Origin of the sequence: Micromonospora gifhornensis, from assembly GCF_016863515.1 — a bacterium.
In the GTDB taxonomy this organism is placed as follows: domain Bacteria; phylum Actinomycetota; class Actinomycetes; order Mycobacteriales; family Micromonosporaceae; genus Micromonospora; species Micromonospora gifhornensis.
The window spans coordinates 328,346-355,028 of the sequence record NZ_BOPA01000010.1 but is presented as its reverse complement, the minus strand read 5'-3'; the positions used below and the strand labels follow the sequence as shown (position 1 = coordinate 355,028).

Genomic DNA, 26,683 nt, shown 5'->3' with positions numbered 1-26,683 from the left:
CCCTCCCTCACCCCTCCCTCGCCCCTCCCTCCCCCACCCCCACCACTCGCGCGATCTTGCACTTTTGGTCGCCACAACGCCACCTATGCCCGATATGCCCCGACCAGAAGTGCAAGATCGCGGGGACGGGAGGGGCGGGGGCGGGGAGGGGCGGGAGGGCGGGGAGGGAGGGAGGGAGGGCGGGAGGGAGGGCGGGGAGGGAGGGAGGGCGGGGAGGGAGGGCGGGGGTGGGTTAGGCGGTGAGGGCTAGGGCTAGGGGGAGGATGGCGGGGGCGGCGGCTCGGCGGAGTTCGCGGGTGGCCATGGTGAGGGTCCAGCCGGTTTCGACCAGGTCGTCTACGAGCAGGATCGGGCCGGTCAGGGCGGCCAGGGCGGCGGCGAGCGGGTCGGGCACGGTGAGGGTGCCGTGCAGGGCGCGTACCCGCTGGGCGCTGTTTCCGCGTGGGGCGCCGGACGGGCCGGTGAGGAGCACCCGACCCAGCAGCGGGATCCGTCCGACGGCGGCGATTCGCTGCGCCAGCGAGTCGATCAGGATGGGATGGCTCGTCGAGTCGACGGTGACCACTCCGACCGGGCGGCTGGGCCACGGGTCGTCCCCGTGCGCCCACGCCTTGAGCACCTCGATGACGGCGGCGGCCACGTCGTCGGGCACCGGCCCGTCCGGGGTGCCGGGCCCGACCAGGCCGCGCAGCCGGTCACCCCACCCGAGATCGGAGAGCCGGCCCACGGCCCGACCGGGCAGCGCCTGCTCCGCCGGGGCGATCCGCCCCTTGAGGGGTACGCCGACCGCCTCCAGCCCGGTCGGCCAGAGCTTCTTCGGCGCGATCGGCACACCGGGTCGGCCGAGGAAGGTCTGTGCGGCGGTCAACGCCGCCGGTGACACCTCGGGCGTGAACAGGGGTTCGGCGCACCTGTCACACCGGCCGCAGTCGGTGGCCCCGGCGTCGTCAAGGCATTCGCGCAGGTAGCGCATCCGGCAACCGGTCGTCGAGGCGTACTCCAGCATGGCCTGTTGCTCGGCGGCGCGGGCGGTGGCGACGCGGTGCAACCGGTCGGCGTCGTAGGTCCAGGGCTCGCCGGTGGCGAGCCAGCCGCCGCGGACCCGGCGGACGGCGCCGTCGACGTCGAGCACCTTGAGCATCATCTCCAGGCGGGCCCGACGCAGGTCGACAAGGGGTTCGAGGGCCTGGGTGGAGAGCGGCCGGTCGGTGTGCAGGGCGGCGAGGACCGCGCGGACCTGGTCCTCGGGCGGGAAGGCGAGCGAGGCGAAGTACCGCCAGATGGCCGCGTCCTCGACGCCGGGCAGCAGCAGCACCTCGGCGTGTTCGACGGCGCGACCGGCCCGGCCGACCTGCTGGTAGTAGGCGATCGGTGAGGGCGGGGCACCCAGGTGCACCACGAAACCGAGGTCCGGCTTGTCGAAGCCCATGCCGAGGGCGCTTGTCGCCACCAGCGCCTTGATCTTGTTGTCGAGCAGGTCCTGTTCGGCGGCGCGGCGGTCGGTGTCCTCCGCCTGCCCGGTGTACGCCGCCACCGACCAGCCCCGGGTGCGCAGGAACTCGGCGGTCTCCGTCGCCGAGGCCACGGTCAACGTGTAGATGATGCCGGAGCCCGGCAGTTGGTCCAGGTGGTCGGCGAGCCAGCCGAGCCGGTGCGCCGGGGTGGGCAGGTCGAGTACGCCCAACCGCAACGACTCGCGGTCCAGGCTGCCCCGCAGCACCAGCACCTCCGGCCCGGGGACGGCCACCTCGGTGCCGAGTTGCTCGGCCACGTCCCGGGTCACCCGGGTGTTGGCGGTGGCCGTCGTGGCCAGCACCGGCGTGTGTGCCGGCAGGTTGCCCAGGAAGGTCCGCAGCCGGCGGTAGTCCGGCCGGAAGTCGTGCCCCCAGTCGGAGACGCAGTGCGCCTCGTCGACCACCAGCAGGCCGGTGGTGGCGGCGAGCTTCGGCAGCACACCGTCGCGGAAGTCCGGATTGTTAAGCCGTTCCGGGCTGATCAGCAGCACGTCCACCGCTCCGGCGTGGATCTCCGCGGTGATCGCGTCCCACTCGTCGAGGTTCGCGGAGTTGATGGTGCGAGCCTGGATGCCGGCGCGGGCGGCGGCCTCGACCTGGTTGCGCATGAGCGCCAGCAGCGGCGAGACGATCACCGTCGGCCCGGCGGGGTGGGGCTGGTCACGCAGCAGCGCGGTGGCCACGAAGTAGACGGCCGACTTGCCCCAGCCCGTACGTTGCACGCAGAGCACCCGCCGCCGGTCGACCACAAGCGCCTCGATCGCCCTCCACTGGTCCTCGCGGAGCCGGGCGTGGCTGCCGGCCAACCGCCGCAACACCTCTTCGGCGCGTTCCCGGACCATGCTGCGTTCCTGGCTCATCCGGCCTTTCTACCAGCGCCGAAGGGTCACCGGTCCACCAGCGCCCGAAGGGTCACCGGCAGCGCAGCCGCAACCGCTGGCATACGATGCCGTTCGATAAGTGAGAGAGGACGAGATGACACAGCGAACCGGCATCACCGTCACGGGCCGGCGACTCGCGGTCACCGCGGTGGCCCTGCTCACCGCCGCTCTGGTGGCCGGCTGCGACGACGAGACGCCGCAGGCGGCTCCGCCGCCGCCGGACCCGAAGCAGGAGTTGCTGGCGGCGGTGCCGACCGACGAGGACCCTGCCTTCCGCTTCACCACCAGCGACACCTCCGGCGACGTGTCCGGTGTGATCGACCCGGTGAACCGGGGCATGGACATCGACACAGTCACCAAGGACAAGGACTTCACCCTGGAGATGTCCTTCCGGATGGTCGACTCGCGGACCTGGATGAAGGTCAACTTCAAGGGTTCGAAGGACATCCAGAAGCTGATGAAGCTGCCCACCAAGTGGATGGAGATGGACCCGGCGAAGCTCGACGGTCCGGACACGCTGCCCACGTACCAGGGCACCGACCCCGGCAACGCCGAGGTGATCATTCGCGCCGCCAGCGACGTGCAGGCCGGCGAGGCCGGGTCGTACACCGGAGTGATCGACCCGACCGACCAGCCGGACCTGGCGGACGCCCTGGACGGGATCGCCACGCTCGGCGACGCCGCCGAGCCGATCCCGTTCACCGCCGTCGTCGGCGCGGACGGCAACCTCACCACGCTCACCCTGAAGATCCCCGCCGCCGGCAAGAAGAAGGCGAGCGAGTACGTGGTGGAGTACTACGACTTCGGCACCACTCCCCCCATTGCCGCCCTCACCCCCGACGAGGCCCAGAAGGCCCCCACCTCCGCCTACGACCTCCTCAACGGCTGACCGCAGCGCGAGGTTGATCAAGAGGTTTGCGTCTGCAGGCACCCCGATCCAGACGCAAACCTCTTGATCAACGCGGGCTGAGGGGGAGGCGCGCGGGGGTCAGCGGCCCAGGACTGAGCCGCCGTTGACGCCGAGGATCTGGGCGGTGACGAAGCTGGCGGCGGGGCTGGCGAGGTAGCGGACGGATTCGGCGATGTCGTCGGGGGTGCCGGCTCGGCCGACGAGGGTCGCGGCGACCCGCTTGGCGTGGCCCTCGGGGGTCATCCGGCCGACGAAGAACTCGGTCTCCGCGACGTAGCCGGGGCTGACCACGTTGACCGTGATCTGCTCGGGCCCCAGTTCGGCCGCGAGACTGTACGCCCAGCCGTGCAGTGCCGCCTTCGCCGCCGAGTACGCGTCACCTCCGCCCCGCTGGGCGGCGATCGAACTGATCAGGATCACCCGCCCGCCGGGACGACGCAGCGCCGGTCGCAGCGCCGCGGTGAGCAGCACGGCGGTGAGCACGTTGGTGTCCAGGGTCGCCCGCCAGTTCGCGGCGATCCCGGCCAGCGTGTCGTCCTGCGCGCTGTGGAAGCCGCCGGCGTTGTTGACAAGCACGTCGACCGGCCGCCCGTCGACCGCCTCGACCACCCGGCCGATCTGTTCGGGGTCGGTGAGGTCGACACTCACCGCGCGTACCGCCTCCGGTCGGCCGGTCTCCGACCCGATCCGTTCGGCCGTCGCCGCGAGCACCTCCGCCCGCCGGCCGAGGACGAGCACCGAGCACCCGTCGGCGACAAGCGTCCGCGCCACGGCCGCCCCGATTCCCGTACCACCGCCACTGACCACTGCCAACCGCTCGTCCACGCCACGCTCCCCCGCGTCCTGGTTCTCCTTGGATCACGAGGCTAGCGGGCGGCGCGGTGTGCCGCCCGCCAGCCCGCGATCAGCTCTCCCGACGCGGGCCGAGACGCAGGGCGTTGCGCAGCAGGGCGAGCCGGGGGGCCAGGCTGGCCAGGCCACCGGGGAAGAAGTAGACGGCCAGGATGAAGACGGTGCCGAGGACGAAGAGTGGCTGGGACAGCGGCCGGCTCAGGAAGGCCGGCAGCGCGTCGATCGCACCGGAACTGCCCACCGAGATCAGCCGGTGGTCCAGGTACATGTAGAGGATGCCGCCCAGCACCGGACCCCAGCGGGTGCCGGGACCGCCGAGCACCACCATCACCAGCAGCGACAGGGTCAGCTCACTGCTGGTGATGTGCGGCGAGGCACCGCCGACGATCAGGCAGTAGACCACCCCGCCCGCCGCCGCCAGACCACCGGCCAGGGTGAAGGCGACAAGCTTGAAACGGTACGGATCGAGCCCGAGCACGCCGATGCGCCGCTCGTCGTCGCGTACTCCGGCCAGCACCCGCCCGGTCGGCGAGTTGCTGACCCGGTGCACCACGAAGACCACCACGACCAGGTACGCCAACGCCAGCCAGTACAGGTTCACCGTGTTGGCCACGCCGACCAGCCCGGACGGCACCCCGGCCACGTCCAGCGGCAGCCCCTCCTCACCACCGGTGAGTCCACCGAAGTCGCGGGCCACCAGGATCGCCCCGACCTGGGCGAAGGCCAGCGTCACCATGGCGAAGGCGATGCCGACCGTACGCAGCGCCACCGCGCCGACCAGACCGGCGAGGATGATCCCACCGACGATCGCCAGCGGCGCGGCCTGCCAGAGCGGCAGCCCGACCCGGGTGATCAGGATGTCGGTGCCGTACACCCCGGCGGCGAAGTAGAGGGCGTGGCCGAAGGAGAGCATCCCGGTCCGCCCGAACAGCAGGTCGTAGCCGGCCGCCAGGCCGCCGAAGACCAGGCAGACGGCGAGCAGTTGCAGGGTGCCGGGCGAGTTCAGCGCGCCCTCGAAGATGCCCGGCAGGTGCAGCGTCGAGTACGGCAGGATCAGCGCCACGGCCAGCACGACCAGGGGCAGGAACGGGCGCAGCCGGGACCAGCCGGCCGGCTCCGACGGCACCGCCGCCGCAGGTGCCGTGACCTCGGGACTCTTGACCTCGGTCATGCCGTTGCCACCTTTCCGGCGATGCCCTGCGGGCGCAGCAGCAGCACCACGGCCAGCAGCGCGACCACGCAGATGTCGCCCAGCCCGGAGGTGCCGTAGTAGTTGACGAACTGTTGCAGCAGCCCGACCGCGACCGCCGCGTACGCGGACCCGACGACCGAGCCCATGCCGCCGATGACCACCACGATGAACGCGAAGATCAGCAGCGAGCCGCCCTGCTGGGGTGAGACGGTGCCGAAGTAGACGCTGCCCAGCGCGCCGGCCAGCGCCGCCGCCGCGCCACCGATGGCGAAGACCAGGGTGAACGCCTTGCGGACGTCGATGCCCAGCGCGGTCACCATCTCCCGGTTCTCCACCCCGGCCCGGATGATCAGGCCGTAGCGGGTCCACTGGAGGAAGGCCAGGATCGCGGCGAGCACCAGCACCGCGGCGACGATCAGCAGCAACCCCCCGTTGGGTACCTGTGCACCGAGGATCGTCGTCACCTGCCGGGTCCACTCCGGACGCGGGAACGGCCGGGCGTCGGCACCCCAGGTGGCCTGCAACAACGCCACCCCGGCCAGGGAGAGTCCGACGGTGACCAGCACCTGCTCGATGGTGCGGGAGTAGAGCGGCCGGATCAGCACCAGCTCCACCAGCACCGCCATCAGCGTGCCGGCGGCCACCCCGAAGGCGACCGCGACCACGAAACCGAAGCCGTCGGACCCGGCGCCGGGCAGGTTCCCCGCCGCCCACCAGGTCGCGTACGCCCCGACGCCGAGGAACAGCCCGTGCGCGAAGTTGAGCACGTCGGCCAGGCCGAAGACCAGTGACAGGCCGGAGGCCACCAGGAAGTAGAGCGCCGCCAGACCGAGCCCGGTCAGCGTCAACAGGATGACCGCGTCCATCAGTGCCCGTCCTTCCGTCCGCTGCCGGGCGCGGCGTGATGGCTGCCGGGCGCGGCGTGGTGGCTGCCGGGCGCGGTGTGGCTGCTGCCGGGCGCGGTGTGGTGGCCCTCGGCCGAGCCGACGCCGAGCAGCGACCGGGTCAGTTCGGTCTCCGCCAGCAGCCGCTGCGCGTCGCCGGTCCAGGCCACCTGGCCGGCGGCCAGCACCACCGCGTCGCGGGCCAACCGCCGGACCACGGCCAGGTTCTGCTCCACAAGCAGCACCGGCACGGATTCGGCGACCCGCGCCAACACCTCGGCCACCTCGGTCACCACCTTCGGCGCCAACCCCTTGGTCGGCTCGTCGACCAGCAGCAGCCGGTTGTCGTTGATCAGCACCCGGCCGATGGCGAGCATCTGCTGCTGCCCGCCGGAGAGCGAACCGGCCCGCTGCCGGGACCGTCGCTGCAACTCGGGAAAGAGCGCGAAAACCCGGTCGTACGCCGCGGTGCTGCCGCGCCGTTCGGCGAGCCGCAGGTTCTCCGCGACGGTGAGTCCGGCGAAGACGCACCGGTCCTCCGGCACGTAGCCGAGCCCGCCGCGAACCAGCCGGTGTGTCGGTTGGCCGAGCAGGGTCTGGGTCTGCATCCGGACCGTGCCGCGCACCTCGCCGTTGCGGGGGGTCAGCCCGACCAGGGCACGCAGCGTGGTGGTCTTGCCGACGCCGTTGCGGCCGAGCAGCACGGTGACCCCGGTCGGCGCGACCGTGAACGACACCCCTTGCAGGATGTGCAGTCCGGCGATCCGTACCGACAGGTCCTGCACTGCCAAGATCGGCTCCATCAGAGCTCCTCCCCCAGGTAGGCCTCTTGCACCGTCGGGTTGGCCATCACCGTCTCCGGGGTGTCGCAGGCCAGCAGGGCGCCGTGGTGCATCACGGCGATCCGGTCGGCCAGTTCGAGGATCACGTCCATGTGGTGCTCGACCATCAGCACCGACCGACCGCTGTCGCCGGTCAACGAGCGGATGACCTGGACCAGTTCCGGTACGTCCTCGGCGCTGACCCCGGCCATCGGCTCGTCGAGCAGCATCACCCGTGGTTCGCCGGCCAGCAGCAGCGCGATCTCCAGCTTGCGCTTCTCGCCGTGCGCGAGGGTGCCGGCCAACGCCGTACCCCGGTGGGTGAGGCCGACCCGGTCCAGCGCCGCGTCGGCGGCGGCGGCCACCTCCCGGTCGGCCGCCGCCCGCCGCCACAGCTTCATCGAACCCCCGCGGTGTGCCTGCACGGCGAGCCGGACGTTTTCCCGCACGCTCAGCGAGCCGAAGACCGAGGACGCCTGGAAGGTACGCCCCAGACCGAGCCGGGCCCGCCGGTGCGGCGGCAGGGTGGAGATGTCCTGTCCGTCCAGGGTGACCTGGCCCTCGGTGGGCCGACGCAGGCCGGTGATCAGGTTGAACAGTGAGGTCTTGCCGGCGCCGTTGGGCCCGATCACGCCGAGGAACTCCCCGGGTGCCAGGTCGATGTCGACGGCGTCGACGATGGCGACCTCACCGATCCGCCAGGTCAGACCGCGGGTGGCGAGCATGGCGTACCTCAGCCCTTCATCGCCTGGACCGGCGGCGCGGCCTCGTCACCGGTGAGTGCCTTCTGGGCGGTGGCGGTGAAGGTGTCGCCGCTGCCGGTCAGGCTCGCCTGGTACATCGGCTGGAGCAGGGCGTGGTCCTCGGCGCGGATGGTCATGGTGCCCTTGACGCCCTCGAAGCTCCAGCCCTCCAGCGCGGTGATCATCTTCTCGACGTCGTCGTCGCCCTCCTGTACGGCCCGGACCACCATCTGGGCGGCGGCGAAGCCGTCCGGGTGGAACAGGTCGAGGGTGCCACCGGGGATCTTCGCCTTCGCAGCCGTGGCTGCCTCGGTGTCGCTGGCCCCGTCGAAGTAGTGCGACAGGAAGGAGATCTTGGTGCCGGCCGCGCCGAAGGTGGGCCAGGAGGCGCGGATGTCCAGGCCGGTGACGACCGTGGTGGAGCTGAGTACGCCCTGCTGGTCCAGGGTCTGCCACATCGCCGGGGCGGTGGTGCCGGCCCAGGCGACGAAGAGCAGGTCCGGCTTGGCGGACTTGATCTGGCTGGCGAACGGGGTGAACTCGGTGGCGCTGGCCGGTGCCCGGACCGCGCTGACGGTCGCCCCGGCACCCCCGATGATCTCCTTGACGGCGGCCTCGTTCGCGTCGCCGAACGCGCCGTCCTGGGCGAACACCACGACCTTCTTGCCGGTCGGGTCACCGATGAACGACCTGGCGGTCACCACGTCCTGGTACGACTGCCGCCCGGAACGGAACGTGTACTTGTTCACGCCGGTCACCGCGTCGGTGGCGGCCGGGCCGGAGATGAACAGCACCTTGTTCTGGGCGGCGATCGGGGCGACCTGAAGCGCCACACCGGACGCCGTCGAGCCAGCGATGATCTTGTTGCCCTTGCCGATCAGGTCCTTGGCCGCGGAGACCGCCTTCGCCGGGTCACCGGCGTCGTCGACCTCGGTGATCTCGATCGCCCGGTCGCCGATCTTGTTGGTGCCGCCGGTGGCGAAGTCCAGACCGGCCCGGAACCCTTCGATGTACTGCTTTCCGTAACTGGCCAGCGCACCCGACTGGGAGTAGACCAGGCCAACCTTCACCGGCGCGGCGCTGTCGCCACCGCCGTTGGCGGTGTCCTGCGGGCTGCCACAGGCCGTGGCGACCATCGCCGCGGCCATCATCGTTGCGGCGGACAGGAACACCCGCCGTGTCGTCCGGACCGTCATTGCGACTCCACGTGAGGACTCAGAGGGAGGGAAACCTTATGTGTCGGCTCACGCTAGAAGTGACGTCACCCACGGGCTATGTGGCGGACGCACACAAGTAGCCGGAGGTGGGTGGCTTCCGGTTACAGCGATGACGATGAGGTAGTGACCCGTCGGCAAGACCATGGCCCGACCTCCCACGGCCAAGCCCCACCCTGTGTCGTCATCCGCCACCACCCGGCCCGTCGGGTCATCGTGCATGCAGAGCGAGCTGGCTGGCAGGTGGTCCGCACCTGACCGTCCGGTGAATCCTCGGGATTCCGATTTCCGCAGTTCGGGATCGGCTGAAATCAGAAGATTGTCTGGTGCGCCGGTTCCTTCGTCACCCCGTACGGCTGGTGCCGCTCGCTTTCCTGGTGGCGATCGGAATCGGCACCGGCCTGCTGATGCTGCCGTCGATGACGATCGGCCACGAGGCGGCGCCGATGCTCACCGCCCTGTTCACCGCCACCTCGGCGATCTCGGTCACCGGGCTGGCCGCCGTGGACACCCCGACTTTCTGGTCCACCCCCGGCCTGATCGTGATCACGGCGCTGACGCAGATCGGCGGGCTGGGCATCCTCACTGGCGCAGCGCTGGTGATCCTGACCGTGTCCCGGCGGCTCGGCCTGCAGAACCGGCTGCTGGTGCAGGCGGAGACCATGGAGTACGGGATCGCCAACCTCCGTCGCCTGCTGCTGCACATCGGGGCGACGGTGCTGGTCTGCGAGGCGGTGATGACGGCCATCGTCACCACTCGGCTCTGGCTGGGCTACGACTACCCGCTGGGGCGCGCCCTGTGGTCGGGCGGCTTCCACGCCATCCAGGCGTTCAACAACTCCGGCTTCTCGCTCTACCCGCACGGTCTGCTGACCTTCTCCCGCGATCCGTGGGTCAGCCTGCCGCTGGCGCTGGGCAGCATCATCGGCGGCCTCGGATTTCCGGCCCTGTTCGAGGCGGTCCGCGAGTGGCGCAAGCCGATCCGGTGGGCGGTCGCCACCAAGCTGACCATCTGGGGCAGCGCCGCCCTGGTCGGCTTCGGCTTCCTGACGTTCCTGCTGATCGAGTGGGGCAACACCCGGACCATCGGGCAGTACGCCGTCGCCGACAAACTGCTCGCCGCGTTCACCCAGATCGCGCTGTCGCGTACCGGCGGGATCGAGGTGGTGTCCACCGCCGGCCTGCGGGAGGAGAGTTATCCGCTGCTGACCGGGATGATGTTCATCGGTGGCGGCAGCGCCAGCACCGCCGGAGGCATCAAGGTCACCACCTTCTTCCTGCTCGCCTTCGTCATCTGGGCGGAGATCCGTGGCGAGCCGGACGTCACGGTCGGGCACCGGCGGGTGGCCACCGCCAGCCAGCGGCAGGCGGTCACGGTCAGCCTGCTCAGCGTCGCGATCGTGGCCGCCGGCACCTCCCTGCTGATCGCCGTGACCAACAAGGTGCCGTTCCACTCGGCGCTGTTCGAGATCACCTCGGCGTTCAGCACCACAGGTCTGTCGGTCGGCGTGACGTCGATCCTTCCTGACAGCGGCCTTCTCCTGCTGACCGTGCTGATGTACGTCGGCCGGGTCGGTCCGCTCACTCTCGGCTCGGCGATCGCCCTGAACACCCGTCACCGGCTCTACCGCTATCCAGAGGAGCAACCCATTGTCGGCTAGCAAACCGGACTCGGGAGGCATCGCCGTGATCGGCCTCGGTCGGTTCGGCGCCCGCCTGGCCGAATCGCTGAGCGCTCTCGGTCACACCGTGCTCGCCATCGACCGTGATTCCCGACGCGTGCAGAAGTGGTCGGCCCTGCTCGACCAGGTGGCACAGGCCGATTCCACCGACGACCAGGCGTTGCGTCAACTCGGGGTGGCCGACCTGAACCGGGTCGTGGTGGCCATCGGCGCCTCCCTGGAGTCCAGCGTGCTCACCGTGCTCGCGCTCGTCGAACTGGGCGTGCCGCAGATCTGGGCGCGGGCCACCTCGACCCAGCATTCGAAGATCCTGTCATCGGTCGGCGCGCAGCACGTGATCTTTCCCGAGAAGGAGACCGGCGAGCGGCTGGCGCATCTGATCGCCAGCCGGATGCTCGACTTCATGGAGTTCGGTGACGCCTTCGCGATCGCGAAGATGCACGTGCCCGCCCCGGTGACCGGGCATCACGTCACTGAACAGCAACTGCTCGACCGCTACGGGATACGGATCATCGGGGTCAAGCGGCCAGCCGAGCAGCGCTACCACTACGTCTCCGACAGCCTGCTGCTCCGCCCCGACGACATCGTCATCGTCGAGGGAACCATCGAGCAGGTCCAGGCCTTCGCCTCGCTGTCCTGACCCCGATCGCTCAGGCCTTCCTGCCGGGTGGCGGCTTCGGCTTGCCCCGCTTGGCCGCCTCGGTCTTCTCCGGCTTCCCCTTCGCCGGGGTCCCCTTGGCCTGCTGGTCCTTCTTGTCGGGGCCCTTCTTCTTGGCAGGAGCGTCCTTCTTGCCCGGCTCGGCCTTCTTGCCCGGCTTGGCCTTCTCCGGTTTCGTCTTCGCCTTGTCCGAACCACCGGAACCGGCCTTGCCACCGGCGGCCTTCACCGGCTTCGGGGTCGGTGCGCTGCCGGCGATGCCGGACACCTGCACCCCGCACCGCTCGTCACCCAGCCGGAACTCCACCGGCAGCGGATTCGTCCCGGTGTACGTCCCGGTCAGGCGCAACTTCTCGGTCGCGCCAGGCGCCAGGGCGGGATGGTCCGGGGCGGCCTGGACCGCGACCGCGTGCCCCTGTTGGCGGGCCGGCACCGGGCTCGCCCCGGTCACCTGCTGCCCGCCGGGGAAGGCGAACCGGACCGTCCAGTCCCGCAGTTCCCGGTCGCCGGTGTTGGTCAGGCTCAACTCGGCGGTGAAGTCCTTACCGGAGTCCTTGCGCAGCGCGTACGACACCTGGCACGGGATCCGGTCCTCGCCACCCATCCGAGCCTGGGTGGGCTGGTCGATGCCACCGCTGGCCGGGCTGCGCGAGGTGACTCCCCACACCGCCGCGGTGATGGCCATCAGCGCGACGGCGGCCACCGCCGCCTCGACCCGGCGTCGACGGTCCAGCCGCCGAGCGGTACGCAGACCCATCAGCGGCAGCGCATCCGTCGCCGCCGACCAGGGCAGGATCGTGGTGCCGGCGCTGGCCAGCAGCATCGGATCGGTCCGCTGGTCGGCCAGCGACACCGGCACGGCCGGGATCTTGCCGACCGCTTCGGCGAGGGTACGGGCCAGCTCGGCCGTACCGGGCCGGTCCGCCGGCCGCTTGGCCAGGCAGCGGTGCACCAGCTCGGCGACCCCGGCGGGCAGCTCCGGCGCCGTCGGCATGGGTTCCGGTTCGCGGTACATGTGCGCCCGCAGCATCTGGGTGGTGGTGTCGGCCTGCCAGGGCAGCCGGCCGGTCAGCATCCGGTAGAGCAGCAGGCCCACCGCGTACACGTCGGTGGCGGGGCTTACCTGACCGTTGTCGAGGCGTTCCGGGGCGAGGTAGGCGGGCGTGCCGAGCAGCGTGCCGTCCGCGCTCTTCTCGCTCTCCCCCACCAACGCCGAGATGCCGAAGTCGACAACCTTCACGCCGGTCGCGGTGAGCATCACGTTGCCGGGGGTCACGTCGCGGTGCACCACGCCACGGGCATGTGCGGTGGCCAGCGCGGAGGACACCTCGGCCGCGATCGTCACCGCCTCCCGCCAGGGCAGGACGCCCACCCCGGAGAGCCGGGCGGTCAGCGGCGCGCCGTCGATCAGCTCCATCACCACGTACGGCACGGTCAGCCCGACCTGCTGGGACTCGCCGTAGTCGTACACATTTGTGATGTTGGGGTGGCAGAGCCGGGCGGCGGCCTGGGCCTCGCTGCGGATCCGGTGGCGGAACGCCCGGTCGCTGGCCAGCCGGGACGCCAGGACCTTGACCGCGACCTGCCGGCCCAGCACCTCGTCGTAGCCACGCCAGACGACGGACATCCCGCCCGTGCCCAGTTGCTCGATCAACCGGTACCGCTCACCAAGCAGCTGCGCGCCCCTGCGTACCTCTGCACCCATGGTCGGCCTTGTTGCCCGAAGCGAACCCCGCTACACCTTTCTGAGCGGATTCGGTCAACGATGTCACCCGATCAGGCGGTGGCGAGCAGTTGGTCCACCGGCGCGTAGTCGTCGGTGAGCACCAACGCGTCACCGACGAAGTCGGTGAGATCCCCGCCGCTGAGCAGGCTTACCGGCTCGTTGTCGGCGTCCAGCCGGGCGCGCAGCGCGGCCAGCGGCAACGGCGCGTCGGAGGCGACGATGAGGAAGTTCGCACCCCGCTCGCCGGCCAGCGCCTCGGGTGGGGCGACCAGCGCCACATGCCGGAACTCGGCGGCGACGGTGGCCACCTCGCTGCGGATGAACCGCAGCGGCGGATAGTCGATGACGTTCTGCACGTACACCCCGCCGGGGCGGACGACCCGCCTGATGTCGGCGGCCATCTCCCGGGTGGCCAGGTGCCAGGGCACCACCAGATGCCCGAACGCGTCACCGACCACGAAATCCCGGCTGTCCGTCGCCTGCCGGGCCGTCCACAGCCGGGCGTCGCCCACCATCACCTCGAGATCCGGCCCCTGGCGTACGCCGAGGTGCTGCTCGCCCAGGTCGACGAGCCCGCCGTCGAGCTCGAAGACCAGGTTGTCGGTGCCCGGTCGGGTGGCGGTCAGGTAGCGCGGCACGGTGAACCCGCCCCCGCCCAGGTGCAGTGCGTCGAGCCTCTGCCCCTCGGGCGCCATCACGTCGGCCACCGCACCGATCCACCGGGTGTACGCGTACTCCAGGTGGGTCGGGTCGGCGAGATCCACGTACGAGTGCTGGGCCGAGTTGAGCAGCAGCGTCCGCCCGCTCTCGCGGCCCGGATCGGCCTCGACCCGGGCACAGTGGTACGCCGTCTCCACGTCACACGGGTTCGGCGCGATCGTGGTCAGCCCCGCGCCGACCAGGCCGAGCACCGCCAGCGCGGCCTTGACCCGGGCCGGGCCGGGCAGCGTCGCCCGGTCCTGGCGGTGCAGGTACACGCCGAGGGCGATGCCGGTGATGCCGAGCGAGGCGGCCAGCCCGAACAGGATGACCGTGCTGGGCAGCGCGGCGACCAGCACGAACCCGGTGACCAGGGTGGCCGTGACCGCACCCAGCGTGCCGATGCCGGAGAGCCGGCCGACCACCTGGCCGGTGCGGCGCAGGTCGGCGAGTTGCAGCTTGACCACAAGCGGGGTGACCGCGGACAGCAGCATCGCGGGGGCGAACACGGCGACCGCGACCAGCAGCAGGATCGCGCTTGCGGTGTCACCCTTGAGCACCTCGCCCGCGTAGCGCACCGCCGGCAGGGTGATCGCGGTGGCGATGCCGGAGAGCACCAGGGCCGGGGCCAGCAGCGTACGCGGATTGCGCTTGTCGGCCAGCCAGCCACCCGCCCAGGCCCCGTACGCGATGGCGGCCAGTGCGATGCCGATGACCGAGCTGGTCACCTGAAGCGTCACCCCGACGTACGGCCCGACCAGGCGCAGCGCGGCGGTCTCCAGGACCAGGACGGCACCGCTGGAGTAGAAGACCAGGAACGCGGCGAGCCCGTTGGGCAGCGCCCGTGGGGTCGCCGGCTCGGCCGACGCGGTGGGTGCCGCGACGTCAGGAGATGGAGAGCTCATCGTGGCGATGGTACGCAGCCCGCCGACGGCCGCGGGTCAGTACATCGAGAGATGAACGTGGTTCGTGTGGTCTGCGGCGGGACTGCCGCTACCGCCGTACGCTCGCCAGCCGGTGCCCGGATGCCAGATCTGCCGGTACCAGATGACGTACAGCACACCGAGCCGATCGGCGTTGCGTACGTGCCAGGCGGCCAGGCTGTCCCCGTACGCCTTGTCCCCGCCGGTGGCCGTGCGGTTCTCGAAGCCGTTGGTGGCGGCGGAGAAGTCACAGGCCCGACCCTTGGGGTGCTCACCGGAACCACCGCTGCGGTAGCAGGAGACGTACCGCTTGTATCCGGCGGCCTTGGTCTGCTGGAGCGCGTGCAGGGTGCGGGGCGTGATGCAGCCGGAGGTGGTCGGGTCGTTCACCGAGCAGGACTCGGACGGCCATGAGCCGTTGGCGTTGCGCGGCGCCGGCTTGGCCGAGGTGGCGCTGCCGCCGCTGAAGCCGCCGCTGGTGCCCGAGCTGACCGCGGCCAACGCCGCCTCGGTCTCCTTCTTCTTCTTCGCGATCACAGCGAGCTGCTTGGTCTGCTCCCGCACCTCGGCGTTGATCGCGAGCTTGGCCTGCCGGGTCTGCTCGCGGGCCTCGGTCAGCTCGCGCACCCGGCGGCCGTCCCGCTGGGCCATCATGTCCAGGCTGGCTGCCCGCTGCACGAACGCCTCCGGGGTGCCGCTGTCCAGCAGCGCGGCGGCGGCGCTGAGCCGGCCGATCCGGTACGACTGTGCGGCCACCTCACCGACCATCACGCTCAGCTCGGTCAGCCGCCCCTCCAGCTCGGACAGCTCCTTGGCCATCTTCTTCTGACGCTTCTTGGAGCTGTCGAGCTTGCGCTTGGCCTCGATGTGCGCCTTGGCGGTGGCTTCCAAGGTGTCCCGCAGCTTCTTGCTGCCCCCCTCGTTGGGCTCGGCGTACGCCGGGACGGCACCGACGCCGAGCAGCAACGCGACCGCGGCGAGCAGGGTGATCAGCGGCCTGTGTAAGCGCCGCCGCACGGGCATGGACCTGCGCACGAAAGCATCCTTTCGTCGTCCGCCGGCCCCCCGGTGAGATCACTGCGCGGCGGCGGCCCCCGCCGGCGCCGATCGGCGGCCTGCTGGCGGTAGACCGCCGGTCAGAATACCGGAACCGCCCTCCCCGACCAGTCCCCCGACCCCCACACCCGTCAATAACCCACCCACCGCAACCCCCACCTCACCCTCCGCCCACCCACCCCACCCCTACCCGGACCGACCTGCCGGGGTCCACCCACCCGACCCGACTGCCGGGTGATCAAGAGGTTTTGGTCGAGATCTGGGCTGAGGGCGACCAAAACCTCTTGATCAACATCACCCGCACATCCACAGGATCGGCAGCAGGCGGCGGGTGGGGGTGGTCAGGTGGGGGTGGGGAGGAGGGTGGTGTGGACCTGGTGCCAGATCTTTTCGTTCGTGGCCACCAGGAGGCCCTCGGTGGTGTCGGCGGGGTGGTAGTCCGTGCCGTCGAAGCGGCGGGCCACCCCGCCGGCGGCCCGTACCAGCAGGGTGCCTGGGCCGTGGTCCCAGGGCAGGGTGCGCCAGAAGACCACGAACTGCTGGTCGCCGGTGAGCAGGTCGAGGTATTCCCGGCCGGCGCAGTGTTGGCCTGGCAGCAGTTCGCCGACCTGCGCACCGCCCGCCTCGACGGTCCGCCGCGACGAGGGCGGCAGGAACCTGGTCATCGCCGCGCCCCGTAGCTCGCCGATCGGCGGTGCGTCGGTCGGCAGGCGCAGCGGGTTGCCGTCGAGGTAGGCACCGGTCTCCAGCCAGCCCGTCGCCAGGGTGTCCGCCAGCGGGTCGAAGATCCAGCCGGCCACCGGCTCACCGGCGGTGAGCAGGGCGATCATCAGGGCGAACGGGCGGCGTCCGGCCGCGAAGTTGGCGGTGCCGTCGATCGGGTCGACGAGCCAGACGTCTCCGGCGGCGCGTAGGTGGCGCAGCAGGCTCGGGTCCGCCGCCACGCCTTCCTCGCCCACCACGAGCGAGTTCGGTCGCAGTCGACGCAACCCGGCGGCGATCGCCTCCTCGGCCCGCTGGTCGGCGACCGTGACCAGTTCACCGGGGGCCTTCTCGGTCACGTCGGACTCGTCGAGGTGACGGAAGAGCGGAAGTACGATCCGGTCGGCGGTCTCCCGCAGCAGTCCGGCGACGTCGTCGAGCAGTGTGTCAGCCACGCGGCGGCAGCTTCACCACGCTGACGAAGAACTCGTCGATCTGTCGGACCACCGAGATGAACCGCTCGAAGTCCACCGGCTTGGTGACGTACGCGTTCGCGTGCAGCTGGTAGCTGCGCAGGATGTCCTCGTCGGCCTGGGAGGTGGTCAGCACCACCACCGGGATGCGGCGGAACTGCTCGTCCTTCTTGATCTCCTCCAGCACCTCCCGGCCATCCCGGCGCGGCAGGTTCAGGTCGAGCAGGATCAGATCCGGCAGCACCGCGTCGGCGTACTGGCCCTCGCGGCGCAGGTAGGCCAGCGCCTCGGCGCCATCGGAGACGACGTTGAGCCGGTTACGCAGCTTGTGCTCCTCGAAAGCCTCCCGGGTCATCAGCACGTCACCCGGGTCGTCCTCGACGAGCAGCACCTCGATCGGGCTGTTGCCGTCCGCTGGCGCGGTCATCCCACCGCCTCCTTCATCCCACCTGTGTCACCGCTACCCGACCGCCCACCCCTACCGGGCGCCTCGCCGGTGGCTCCGTCCGCGTCGCCCTGGCGAGCCACGTCGGCCGTCCGCGCCCCGGCGCTGCCCGCTGCCGGATCGTCGGTCGATCGGTGAGCGGAATCCGTGTCGGCGTCCACACTGACCGTACCGTCACCACCGGCCTGCTCGCCGACGGGCGGTGATGCGTCATGGTCGGCCGCGTCCGAATCCGGCTCCGTCGCGCCCGCCGGCTGGCCGCTCTGCCGGGCCGCCTCGACGTCGCCGGGCATGGCCGGCAGGGTGAACCGGATGGCCGTGCCCTCGGGTACGTCGGTGTCCACCCAGACCCGACCGCCGTGGTACTCCACGATCTTCTTGACGATGGCCAGCCCGATGCCGGTCCCCGGATAGGCGTCCTTGGCGTGCAGCCGCTGGAAGATCACGAAGATCTTGTCGGCGAACTCCGGCTCGATCCCGATGCCGTTGTCCTGGCAGCTGATCTCCCACTCCTCGCCGACCAGCCGGGCCGAGACATGCACCTTCGGCGGCACGTCGGGTCGGCGGAACTTGACCGAGTTGCTTACCAGGTTCACCAGCAGGTTGGTCAGCAGTGGTTCCTCGCCCCGGATGACCGGCAGGTTTCCCCAGGTCAGCTCGGCGTCGGCGTACTGCCGGGCCGGTTCGGTCTGCGCGGCGACGTCGGCCATCAGGCTGTTCAGGTCGACCTCGGTGAAGCCGGCGGTGAGCCGACCGATCCGGGAGAACGCCAGCAGGTCGTTGATCAGCCGCTGCATCCGCTGGGCGCCGTCCACCGCGAAGGCGATGTACTGGTCGGCCCGCTCGTCGAGGCGGCCCGCGTACCGGCGTTGCAGCAGCTGGCAGAAGCTCGCCACCTTGCGCAGCGGCTCCTGGAGGTCGTGCGAGGCGACGTAGGCGAACTGCTCCAGGTCACGGTTGGACCGGGTCAACTCCTCGGCCTGCTTCTGCAACTGGGCGTTTACCCACTCGATGCGCTCCCGTGCCTCGCGTACCTCGGCAAGGTCGGCCGCGATCCGCTGGCGCATGGCGTCCACGTCCGCACCGAGGCGTTGGAACTCCGGCGGACCGCTGCCGACGATCCGGTGCGCGTAGTCACCCGTGACGACCTCTCTGACCTGCCCGGCCAGGCCGGTCAGCGGGCGCAGCACCATCCGATCCAGCGCCAGCAGGAGGGCGATGCCGGCCGTGCCCACCACGAGTGCGGCGACGATGAGCAGGATGACCAGGAGGTTGCCGGTCCGCTCCACGTTGTCGGCGGTGGCCTCCCGAGCGGTGAGGATCTCGTCCTGGAGCGCGGAGACCGCACCACGTACCTCGTCGAACCGCTGTCGCGCCTCGTCGGTAAGCAGCGCCTGGCCGGCTTCGGTGCCGTCGGTCCGAGTCGCCTCGATCACCGGCTGGGCCACGCCGCGCCGCCACTCGTCCGCCTGCTGCTCCACCGCCTCAAGGTCCGCCACGATCGCGGGGTACTTGCCGGACAACTGCCGGATCTCCTGCGCGGTCACCCGTTCCTGAGCCAGACCCTGCTCGTACGGGGCGAGGTCCTCAGGATCGGCGGTCACCGCATAGCCGCGTACGGCGGTCTCCTGGTCGAGCAGGGCGTTGAGCATCTCCTGGCCCTGCACCCGCAGCGGGCCGACCTCCATCAGCAGCACGTCGGTGTACTCGCGGTTCTTGGTGGCGACGACCGCCTCGGCCACCGCGACGCTGAGCAGCAGCGCGCCGACCACCCCGAGCAGCGCCAGCACCCGGCGGCGCAGCGTCCACCAGCTGACGTCGACGCTCATCGGCCACCGCCCCGGGTGACCAGCAGCATCGCCACGTCGTCGGCGAACGGGCCGCCGTTGAGCTGCTCGGCACGCCCGACCAGCCAGGCCGGCAGCGCGGGCAGCGCGACGTGGCGGCTGTCCGGTTCCTGTAGCAGTCGGGTCAGACCGGGCACGTCAAGCCGCTCGTCGCCCTCGCCCACCCGGCCCTCGATCAGACCATCGGTGTACATCAGCAGTGACCAGTCCTCGGTGTCGAACTCCAGATCGAAGGCGACCGGACGCCGGGGTCGTACGCCGAGCAGCAGTCCGCCCGGCGCGGGCACCGGCGCCACCCTGCCCCCGGCGAGCAGGACGGGCGGAGGGTGACCGGCCAGCCGTACGGTCCCCCGGTTGGCGTCGAGGTCGAGGCGCACCGTCGCGACCGTGGCAAAGATCTCCTGAAGCCGGCGTTCGCTCATCAGCACCTGCTCCAGCGCGGGCAGCACCTCGTCGTCCGGCACCCCGGCCAGGATCAGCGCCCGCCAGGCCACCCGAAGCTCGACCCCGAGCGCCGCCTCGTCCACCCCGTGCCCGCACACGTCGCCGACGATCAGATCGACCTGATCGGGACGGGTCTGCACAACGTCGAAGAAATCGCCCCCGATCAGGGCGGCGTGCCGACCGGGTCGATAGAAGGTGTGCACGGCGATCTTGTCGGTCGACATCAGTGGCTGGGGCAGCAGACCTCGCTCCAACCGAGCCGACTCGGCCTGCCGCAGTTCCACCTCGCGCAGCCGGCGGGCGTTCTCGTCGGCGCGTTTGCGCTCCACCGCGTAGCGCAGCGCCCGGGTCAGCAACACCCCGTCGACCTGGCCTTTGACCAGGTAGTCCTGCGCGCCCTCGGCGACCGCGACGATGCCCAGGTGCTCGTCGCTGCGGCCGGTCAGCACGCAGACGGCGGCGCTGCCGGACATCTCCAACACCTGCCGCAGGCCGTCCAGCCCCTGCGCATCGGGCAGGCCCAGGTCCAACAGGACGCAGTCCACCCCCGCCATCCGCTGACGGGCTTCGCTGAGACTTGTGGCGACCAGCAGGTCGATCCCGGAATTCGTCTCGGCCAGCAACTCGCCGACGAGGAAGGCGTCGCCCTCGTCGTCCTCGACCAGCAGCACCCGCAGTCGTTCCCCGGGCGGCAGGTTGGGATTGCCACCCAGGCCACCTTGCGGATATGGCCATGACACGACTGAGGGACCGGTCTTGGCGGTCCCTCGGTGCGGCCGGCCCACCGCCGCGACGGGCGGGAGATCGCTGGTGATGTTGGGCTCCTTCCGAGTGCCCTGCTGATCCTGTATTAGACAACGTTCGCACACAACACGACGGAGCGCCCTGGAGCGACATAGAGGATGATGTGCACCCACCCCACCCCCGAGGAGCCTGTCGTGGGCGCACCCCCCGCCGCCGATCGTGCCCTGTCCCGACCGCGTCACCGCCTGGTCGCCGCGCTCGCCGCCCTGGTCGCCCTCGCCGCCGTCGGCACACTCGCGCTGCTCGCCATCCGCCCACCGACCCCCCGGCCGGCCGACGCACCACGCGACGAGTTCAGCGCCGAGCGGGCGTACGAGCACGTGTCGGCCGTCGCGCGCCAGCGACACCCCGCCGGCAGCGCCGCCAACGACGAGGTCCGGGCCTATCTGGAGGCCCGGCTACGCGCGCTGGGGCTGACCCCCGAGGTACAGGACACCGTCGCCGAAGAGGCAGGTCAACTCAGCGGGGCCGCGGGTGGCGCCACGCTGGCCCGCGTACGCAACGTGGTGGCCCGGTTGGCCGGCACCGACCCGACGGGCACGGTGTTCCTGGTGGCCCACTACGACGCGGTGCAGACCGGGCCGGGCGGCAACGACAACGGAGCGGGCGTCGCCGCCATCCTGGAGGTGGCCCGAGCGCTGACCAGCGGCCCACAACCTCGAAACGATCTCGTCTTCGTCTTCACCGACGCCGAGGAGGCCTGCCTGTGCGGAGCGTCGGCGTTCGCCGCCGACCATCCGCTGGCCGCCGGCAGGGGCGTGGTGCTCAACCTGGAGGCCCGCGGCAGCACCGGGCCGGTGATCATGTTCGAGACCTCGCCGGAGAACGCCGCGCTCGTCGACGTCTTCGGTCGGGCCGCGCCGCATCCCGTCGGCACCTCGTTCGCCGTGGAGGTCTACCGCGCGCTGCCCAACGACACCGACTTCACCGCCTTCCTCGATCATGAATTCGTCGGGCTGAACTCGGCCTACCTGGACGGCGGCGCGATCTACCACACCCCGCTGGACACCCCCGAGTCGATGAACCGGGCCAGCCTCCAGCACCACGGCGCCAACACGCTCGGCCTGGCCCGCGAATTCGGCCGGATCGACCTGGCCGACCTGACCGCCGACCACGACGCCACCTACTTCCCGATCCCCGGTGGCCTGGCCCGCTACCCCGGACCGCTGGTGCTGCCGTTGGCGCTGCTCGCGCTCGCCGGGGTGATCGTCCTCGGCTGGTGGGCGCGGCGTCGAGGTCGGGTCACCGGTGGTCGGTTGGCCGCCGGGTTCGGGCTGGCCCTGGTACCGATCGTGGTCGCCCCGCTTGGCGCTCAGCTGCTCTGGGCCGCGATCGGCGTCATCCGGCCCGGCAACGCCATGCTGCTCGACCCGTACCGGCCGATCTGGTACCGGCTGGCCGTGCTGGCGCTCGCCGCCGCCGTGCTGTTCGCCTGGTACGCGCTGACCCGGCGACGGGTCGGTCCCGCCGCGCTGGCCATCGGCGGACTGGGCTGGCTGGCGCTGCTCGGCGTACTGCTCGCGGTGCTGGTGCCGGGTGGGGCGTACCTGGCGACGCTGCCTGCCCTGGCCGGCGTGCTCGCCGGGCTGGTCGCGGTGGCCGCCCGCATCGACGGCCCGGTGCCGGTGATCGCGGTGACCCTGGCCGGCGCGGTGGCGGTGGTCATCCTGCTGCCCGTGGTGGTGCTGCTCTTCCCGGCGCTGGGCATGGCGATGGGCGGCGTCGCGGCGCTGTTCGCGGTACTGCTCGGCCTGGCCGCCCTGCCGGTGGTGGACCTGCTGCATCCGCAGGCCGGTGGCCAGCGGGGCATGGACGCGTTGCGGGCCCGCCGCCGCGGCATGCTGCCCGCCGGTGCCGCCGCGCTGGCGGCGGTGGTGCTCGCCGGGGTGGGGCTCGCCGTCAACCGGTTCGACGCCGCGCATCCCGCACCCACCCACCTGATGTACGCCCTGGACGCCGACACCGGCCAGGCCCGCTGGCTCAGCCTCGAATCCGACCCACAACCCTGGACCGCGCAGTACGTCGACGCGACGGTCTCCATCGCCGACGACTTCCCCGGCTTCGGCCGCGACGAACTGCTCGGCGGCCCGGCGCAGGCCACCGACCTGCCCGCGCCCCGGCTGGAGGTGCTGGCCGACACCAGCACGGCCGGGGAACGCACCCTACGGCTGCGGCTCACCCCCCAACGGCAGGTACGCCTGGCCACCCTGCACGTGGACACCTCGACGGCGGTGGTCCGCAGCGCTCAGGTGGCCGGTCGCCCGGTGCCGGTCGAGCAGCGCGAGGGCCGGTGGGGCTTCGGTGTGGTCTTCCACGCCCCACCGACGGAGGGATTCGAGGTCGTCCTGACCGTCGTACCGTCGGCAGCGCCTGTCGCGCTGCGGGCGACGGACGTCAGCGACGGCCTCGACGCGCTGCCCGGTTTCCGTCCTCGCCCTGCTGGCGTCGGCGTGGTCGGCTCGCACAGCTCCGAGATGCTCGCCGTGGCCCGCACCTATGCCCTGTGACCCACCGCTCGGCGATCCTGCCCAGAGGTATCCAGCCCTTAGCCGGGTAACATGTGTAGCCGCAGCTTGAAAGATCAAAGATCAAATGGTCTGGAACCGCGACCCGGAAAATGTGGGGTGATGATGGCTAGCTTGGAGTATGTCGCCAAGAGTCTTTCGGAGACTCATGCCTTGGCGGCTGCCCTCGCACCATGCCTCTCCGCCGGGGACGCCGTGCTGCTCCGAGGGGATCTCGGTGCGGGAAAGACCGCCTTCGTGCAGGCGCTCGCCGATTCACTGGGCTGCACCGACGAGGTGACCAGCCCGACCTTCACGCTCGCGAACTTCTACCGAGGCACCGAGACAACGGTCCTGCACGTCGACACCTACCGGCTCTCCAACGTCGCCGAATACCGCGATCTGGGGTTGGCCGATTATGCCGACGAGTGCGTCACGCTTGTCGAGTGGGGCGACCTGGTCTCCGGGGAGTTCCCGTGTCATCTCCAGGTGGAAATCGCCTCCCAGCCCGGTTCCGAGGTTCGGACTTTCACCCTGTCGTCGGAATGCCAGCGCTGGCAGCCGGTCCTGCAAGAGCTAGAGCGTCGAATCACCCAGGCGGTAAAGTGAAAGCCATTCTTGCGATCGAGACATCCACCAAGGATTACTCCGTCGCCATCGGCACCGACAGCGCGGCAAGCGTCAGGCTGACGACCACCCGCTTCGAGCCGGATTTCGACGGCATCGCCGGACTCGTGGACAAGGCTCTCGCCGAGGCCGGCATCCGCAGCAGCGACCTCGCCGCGGTCGCCGTGGACATCGGCCCGGGAAACCTCACGTCGGTGCGGGCGGGCGTCGCGTACGCCAACGGTCTGGCGTACGCGTTGGATCTGCCGATGTACGCCACGGATTCGCTGAGCGTGATGGCCCATTCCGTACCGGCGGATTCGCCCGTGCTGGCGCTGCGCCCGGCCCGCGGTGTCGCCAGCAGCGAGGTCTACGCCGGCATCTACGTCCCCGGCCGACCGGCCACGCTCAGGCGAGGCGACTACTGGGTCATCATCGACGAGGTGGCCAATTCCCTGGCCGAGCAGGGCTTCGATTCGTTGACAGTGGTCGGCGCGTACCGGCCCGAGATGACGGACGTTTCGACAAGCCTGAAGGTGCAGGACGGAGGTCCGGCAGCACCTGACGCCAGCACGCTCCTTGCGATGGCACAGGCAGGCGAGGAGCGCATGTCACCCGGCCCCGTGGGCCCACTGACCGAGGAATCGGAAACGTTCCTTGAGTGACCTCGACGAGCTGACCAGGGCCGCGGAGATCATCCTGGCGGGAGGGGTCGCCCTCCTGCCGACGGACACCGTCTACGGGCTCGCGGTACGCCCGGACAGCCCGACGGCGATCGACCGACTGTTCGCCATGAAGGGCCGGCCCCGGGAGAAGAACCTTCCCGTCATGGTCGGCTCCGGCGAGCAGTTGAGCGAGCTGGGAGTCGACATCAACGAGGCGTGCTCGCGCTGCCTCGAGTCGCCGTACATGCCTGGCCCGCTCACGCTGGCGGTTGGCTTCGCCGAGGACGGCCGGCGTCCGGCCTGGCTGGCGGGGCGGGACGAGGTGGCGGTGCGCATCCCGGCGCATCCGGCGATGCTCACCATCCTGGCGCAGACCGGGCCGCTCCTGGTCACCAGCGCCAACATCAGCGGTGGCCCGACCCACGAAAATGTGCCATCTATCCTGTCTTCACTGCTGTTCGAACCCGACGTGACAGTTGACCGAGGGCCGCTGTCCAAGGTGCCTTCCACACTTGTGAACTGCCGAAAAGATCCACCCGTCGTGGAACGGGTCGGGGTGGTGTCCGAAACCGAAATCCTGAGGGTGCTGAATGTCGACCGGTGAGTTGATTCTCGGAATTGAATCCTCGTGCGACGACACGGCGGCCGCCGTGGTCGCGGAGGACGGCACGGTCTTGTCGTCGGTCATCGTCTCGCAGGCCAGCCTCCACGATCGTTACGGCGGGGTCTATCCGGAAGTGGCGAGCCGCGCCCACGTCGACAAGGCGATCCCCGCGGTACGGATGGCGATCGAGGACGCAGGCATCCGACCGAAGGATCTGCGGGCCATCGGGGTCACCCGGGGCCCCGGTCTCATCGGCTCGCTGATGGTGGGCGTGGACACCGCGCGCGGGCTCGGACAGGGCTGGGGACTTCCGGTCCTGGGCATCAACCACCTGCGCGGCCACCTTCGCAGCGCCGACCTGAACGAGCGCCGGGTCTCCTACCCGGCCCTGATCCTGCTCGTCTCCGGCGGCCACACCCTGCTGGCCCACATGCGTGATCAGGACACGATCTCCCTGGTCGGCTCCACCCGCGACGACTCGGTCGGCGAGGCGTACGACAAGGTGGCGCGGATGCTGGGCCTGGGCTATCCGGGCGGCCCGGTCATCGACCGCCTGGCGCTTCAGGGCCAGGACCGTTTCGGGCTGCCCCGTCCGATGCTCGGCGACGGCCTCAACTTCTCGTTCTCCGGGCTCAAGACGGCCGTCCGCCGGCTACTCGAAAGCGATCCGAACCTCGAAGCCGCGGATGTCGCGGCCTCCTTCGTGGCCGCCTGCCTCGACGTGCTCACCCAGAAATGCGAGCGCGCACTTGTCGAATACCCCTCCGAGTCCCTGGTCATCGTCGGCGGTGTCGCGGCCAGCCCGCAATTGCGAGAGGTCGCCGGCAAGTTGTGCGAATCCCTGGACGTCAAGCTGTGCCTGCCGCCGCTGAAATGGTCGACGGACAACGCCGCGATGATCGCACTGGCGGCCTGGGACTACGTACGAGCCGGCCAGGGCACCGACCTGGCCCCCACGTCGAGGCTGAGCATCGAACAGTACTGACCAGCCCTTATTTCCAGCGGAAGTGGACGAAGAGGCGGCCGAAGTTCTTGGAGTCCTTTTCGACCCGGTGGTAGAGCTGCTTGACGTCCTTCTGGTCGAGAAAGCGCAGCACCCGCTTCTTGAGCTGGCCGGAGCCCTTGCCGGGGATGATCTCGACGAGAGTGGCCTTCTTCGCCACCGCCTCGTCCATGATCCCGCGCAGCGCGCGGTCGATGTCGTGGCCCTTGTTGAAGATCTCGTGCAGGTCCAGCTTCAGTTTCATGCCGCGTCCACCGTCCGGTCGGTTCCCTTGGGAGCCATGGTAGGCAGGGCGGTGGTCGGTCCGGACACGCCGAAGGGGCAGCCCGTGCGGGCTGCCCCTTCGGATCTGCCGGTGCTCAGCGGGCGCGTGTGCCGAGCCGGGTCTCGACCCGCCGCAGGGCGGTCGTGTAGTCGTTGTTGGCGTTGTGCATGGCCGCCGCGATGCGCAGGTGACGCAGCGCGTCGGTGTGCCGGTTGAGCCGTTCCAGCGTCCGTCCCAGCACGTGGTGGGCGTAGTGGTCGCTGGGGTTGCGGTCGACCAGCTCCCGCAGGTGCTCCTCGGCGCGGCCGAGCTGGGCGGACTGGAAGTACGCCCGGGCCAGCAGCTGCCGTACCGCCGCGTTGTCCGGCTCGGCCTCGATGATCGGTTCGAGCAGCCGGGCCGCTCCGGTCGGGTCGCCCGACTCGAAGAACAGGGTCGCCCGCCGGTACTCGGTCAAAAGATCCACTCCGATCACCCCTTCCGTGCCGCAGCACTGTCCCGACGCTGGCACAACACCGGACGTACCACGAGTGTTCCCCGGCCGCTCCGTGCGCGCCCACACGGGC

The 26,683-nt window shown here is 70.7% G+C and carries 24 protein-coding genes; 8 read left to right on the top strand and 16 right to left on the bottom strand.

The annotated features are described in order from the left end of the window. Positions 1-232: 232 nt before the first annotated feature. Entirely contained in the window at positions 233-2,374 is a 2,142-nt protein-coding gene (locus Vgi01_RS06180; RefSeq protein ID WP_204290400.1) for a RecQ family ATP-dependent DNA helicase, read from the bottom strand. 115 nt (positions 2,375-2,489) lie between these two features. Here Vgi01_RS06180 and Vgi01_RS06175 point away from each other — a divergent pair, with 115 nt between their 5' ends. Beyond that, positions 2,490-3,284 (top strand): hypothetical protein, encoded by a 795-nt coding sequence (locus Vgi01_RS06175; protein ID WP_204290399.1) that lies wholly within the window; start codon positions 2,490-2,492, stop codon positions 3,282-3,284. 99 nt (positions 3,285-3,383) lie between these two features. Here Vgi01_RS06175 and Vgi01_RS06170 read toward each other — a convergent pair whose 3' ends face one another. The 6 genes from Vgi01_RS06170 to Vgi01_RS06145 all read right to left on the bottom strand — a co-directional run bounded on the left by Vgi01_RS06170 (position 3,384) and on the right by Vgi01_RS06145 (position 8,993). Further along, positions 3,384-4,130, bottom strand: a complete 747-nt coding sequence (locus tag Vgi01_RS06170; protein WP_204290398.1) for an SDR family NAD(P)-dependent oxidoreductase — start codon at positions 4,128-4,130, stop codon at positions 3,384-3,386. Positions 4,131-4,209: 79 nt separating this feature from the next. Further along, on the bottom strand, positions 4,210-5,328 hold the full coding sequence (locus Vgi01_RS06165; RefSeq protein ID WP_102660799.1) for a branched-chain amino acid ABC transporter permease: 1,119 nt from the start codon (positions 5,326-5,328) through the stop codon (positions 4,210-4,212). After that, positions 5,325-6,215, bottom strand: a complete 891-nt coding sequence (locus Vgi01_RS06160) for a branched-chain amino acid ABC transporter permease (protein ID WP_013736018.1) — start codon at positions 6,213-6,215, stop codon at positions 5,325-5,327. Before Vgi01_RS06160 ends, Vgi01_RS06165 begins: the two co-directional genes overlap by 4 nt. Further along, positions 6,215-7,036 (bottom strand): ATP-binding cassette domain-containing protein, encoded by an 822-nt coding sequence (locus tag Vgi01_RS06155; protein ID WP_204290397.1) that lies wholly within the window; start codon positions 7,034-7,036, stop codon positions 6,215-6,217. Before Vgi01_RS06155 ends, Vgi01_RS06160 begins: the two co-directional genes overlap by 1 nt. Continuing rightward, positions 7,036-7,779, bottom strand: coding sequence for an ABC transporter ATP-binding protein (locus tag Vgi01_RS06150; protein ID WP_102660801.1), 744 nt, complete (start codon positions 7,777-7,779; stop codon positions 7,036-7,038). The genes Vgi01_RS06155 and Vgi01_RS06150 overlap by 1 nt, the downstream gene beginning before the upstream one ends. Positions 7,780-7,787: 8 nt before the next feature. Further along, positions 7,788-8,993, bottom strand: coding sequence for a substrate-binding domain-containing protein (locus Vgi01_RS06145; RefSeq protein WP_204290396.1), 1,206 nt, complete (start codon positions 8,991-8,993; stop codon positions 7,788-7,790). A gap of 344 nt (positions 8,994-9,337) precedes the next feature. On the opposite strand from Vgi01_RS06145, the gene Vgi01_RS06140 reads away from it, so the two are divergent. Further along, entirely contained in the window at positions 9,338-10,672 is a 1,335-nt protein-coding gene (locus tag Vgi01_RS06140) for a TrkH family potassium uptake protein (RefSeq protein ID WP_102660803.1), read from the top strand. Next, positions 10,662-11,333, top strand: coding sequence for a potassium channel family protein (locus tag Vgi01_RS06135; protein WP_102660804.1), 672 nt, complete (start codon positions 10,662-10,664; stop codon positions 11,331-11,333). The genes Vgi01_RS06140 and Vgi01_RS06135 overlap by 11 nt, the downstream gene beginning before the upstream one ends. A 10-nt stretch (positions 11,334-11,343) precedes the next feature. Here the strand turns inward: Vgi01_RS06135 and Vgi01_RS06130 are convergent, their stop codons facing one another. From Vgi01_RS06130 to Vgi01_RS06100, 7 genes are all read right to left on the bottom strand, one after another. Next, positions 11,344-13,056, bottom strand: a complete 1,713-nt coding sequence (locus tag Vgi01_RS06130) for a serine/threonine-protein kinase (RefSeq protein WP_204290395.1) — start codon at positions 13,054-13,056, stop codon at positions 11,344-11,346. A 71-nt stretch (positions 13,057-13,127) separates the two neighbouring features. Continuing rightward, on the bottom strand, positions 13,128-14,681 hold the full coding sequence (locus tag Vgi01_RS06125; RefSeq protein WP_204290394.1) for a fused MFS/spermidine synthase: 1,554 nt from the start codon (positions 14,679-14,681) through the stop codon (positions 13,128-13,130). Positions 14,682-14,717: 36 nt separating this feature from the next. Further along, positions 14,718-15,722, bottom strand: a complete 1,005-nt coding sequence (locus Vgi01_RS06120; protein WP_102660807.1) for a coiled-coil domain-containing protein — start codon at positions 15,720-15,722, stop codon at positions 14,718-14,720. Between the two features lie 374 nt (positions 15,723-16,096). Beyond that, complete coding sequence (locus Vgi01_RS06115; RefSeq protein WP_102658128.1) at positions 16,097-16,912, bottom strand: inositol monophosphatase family protein; 816 nt, start codon at positions 16,910-16,912, stop codon at positions 16,097-16,099. Beyond that, a complete protein-coding gene (locus Vgi01_RS06110) occupies positions 16,905-17,357 on the bottom strand; it encodes a response regulator (protein ID WP_102658129.1) in 453 nt (150 codons plus the stop codon). The genes Vgi01_RS06115 and Vgi01_RS06110 overlap by 8 nt, the downstream gene beginning before the upstream one ends. Next, on the bottom strand, positions 17,354-19,204 hold the full coding sequence (locus tag Vgi01_RS06105; protein WP_204290393.1) for a sensor histidine kinase: 1,851 nt from the start codon (positions 19,202-19,204) through the stop codon (positions 17,354-17,356). Before Vgi01_RS06105 ends, Vgi01_RS06110 begins: the two co-directional genes overlap by 4 nt. Then, the gene (locus Vgi01_RS06100) at positions 19,201-20,406 is read right to left on the bottom strand and encodes a PP2C family protein-serine/threonine phosphatase (RefSeq protein WP_102658131.1); all 1,206 of its coding nucleotides are present in this window, start codon (positions 20,404-20,406) and stop codon (positions 19,201-19,203) included. Before Vgi01_RS06100 ends, Vgi01_RS06105 begins: the two co-directional genes overlap by 4 nt. Positions 20,407-20,604: 198 nt before the next feature. On the opposite strand from Vgi01_RS06100, the gene Vgi01_RS06095 reads away from it, so the two are divergent. The 5 genes from Vgi01_RS06095 to tsaD all read left to right on the top strand — a co-directional run bounded on the left by Vgi01_RS06095 (position 20,605) and on the right by tsaD (position 25,834). Continuing rightward, positions 20,605-22,977 carry a M28 family peptidase gene (locus tag Vgi01_RS06095; protein WP_204290392.1) on the top strand — a complete coding sequence of 791 codons (2,373 nt, stop codon included), beginning with the start codon at positions 20,605-20,607 and terminating at the stop codon, positions 22,975-22,977. 132 nt (positions 22,978-23,109) lie between these two features. Continuing rightward, positions 23,110-23,583 carry a tRNA (adenosine(37)-N6)-threonylcarbamoyltransferase complex ATPase subunit type 1 TsaE gene (gene tsaE, locus Vgi01_RS06090; RefSeq protein WP_199180193.1) on the top strand — a complete coding sequence of 158 codons (474 nt, stop codon included), beginning with the start codon at positions 23,110-23,112 and terminating at the stop codon, positions 23,581-23,583. Further along, on the top strand, positions 23,520-24,245 hold the full coding sequence (gene tsaB / locus Vgi01_RS06085; RefSeq protein ID WP_204290391.1) for a tRNA (adenosine(37)-N6)-threonylcarbamoyltransferase complex dimerization subunit type 1 TsaB: 726 nt from the start codon (positions 23,520-23,522) through the stop codon (positions 24,243-24,245). The genes tsaE and tsaB overlap by 64 nt, the downstream gene beginning before the upstream one ends. Next, on the top strand, positions 24,238-24,849 hold the full coding sequence (locus Vgi01_RS06080; protein ID WP_239088812.1) for an L-threonylcarbamoyladenylate synthase: 612 nt from the start codon (positions 24,238-24,240) through the stop codon (positions 24,847-24,849). Before tsaB ends, Vgi01_RS06080 begins: the two co-directional genes overlap by 8 nt. Next, a complete protein-coding gene (gene tsaD / locus Vgi01_RS06075) occupies positions 24,836-25,834 on the top strand; it encodes a tRNA (adenosine(37)-N6)-threonylcarbamoyltransferase complex transferase subunit TsaD (RefSeq protein ID WP_102658135.1) in 999 nt (332 codons plus the stop codon). The genes Vgi01_RS06080 and tsaD overlap by 14 nt, the downstream gene beginning before the upstream one ends. Positions 25,835-25,841: 7 nt before the next feature. Here the strand turns inward: tsaD and Vgi01_RS06070 are convergent, their stop codons facing one another. Beyond that, positions 25,842-26,096 (bottom strand): Smr/MutS family protein, encoded by a 255-nt coding sequence (locus tag Vgi01_RS06070; RefSeq protein WP_030329768.1) that lies wholly within the window; start codon positions 26,094-26,096, stop codon positions 25,842-25,844. A 115-nt stretch (positions 26,097-26,211) separates the two neighbouring features. After that, entirely contained in the window at positions 26,212-26,583 is a 372-nt protein-coding gene (locus Vgi01_RS06065; protein WP_102658136.1) for a tetratricopeptide repeat protein, read from the bottom strand. Positions 26,584-26,683: the final 100 nt, after the last annotated feature.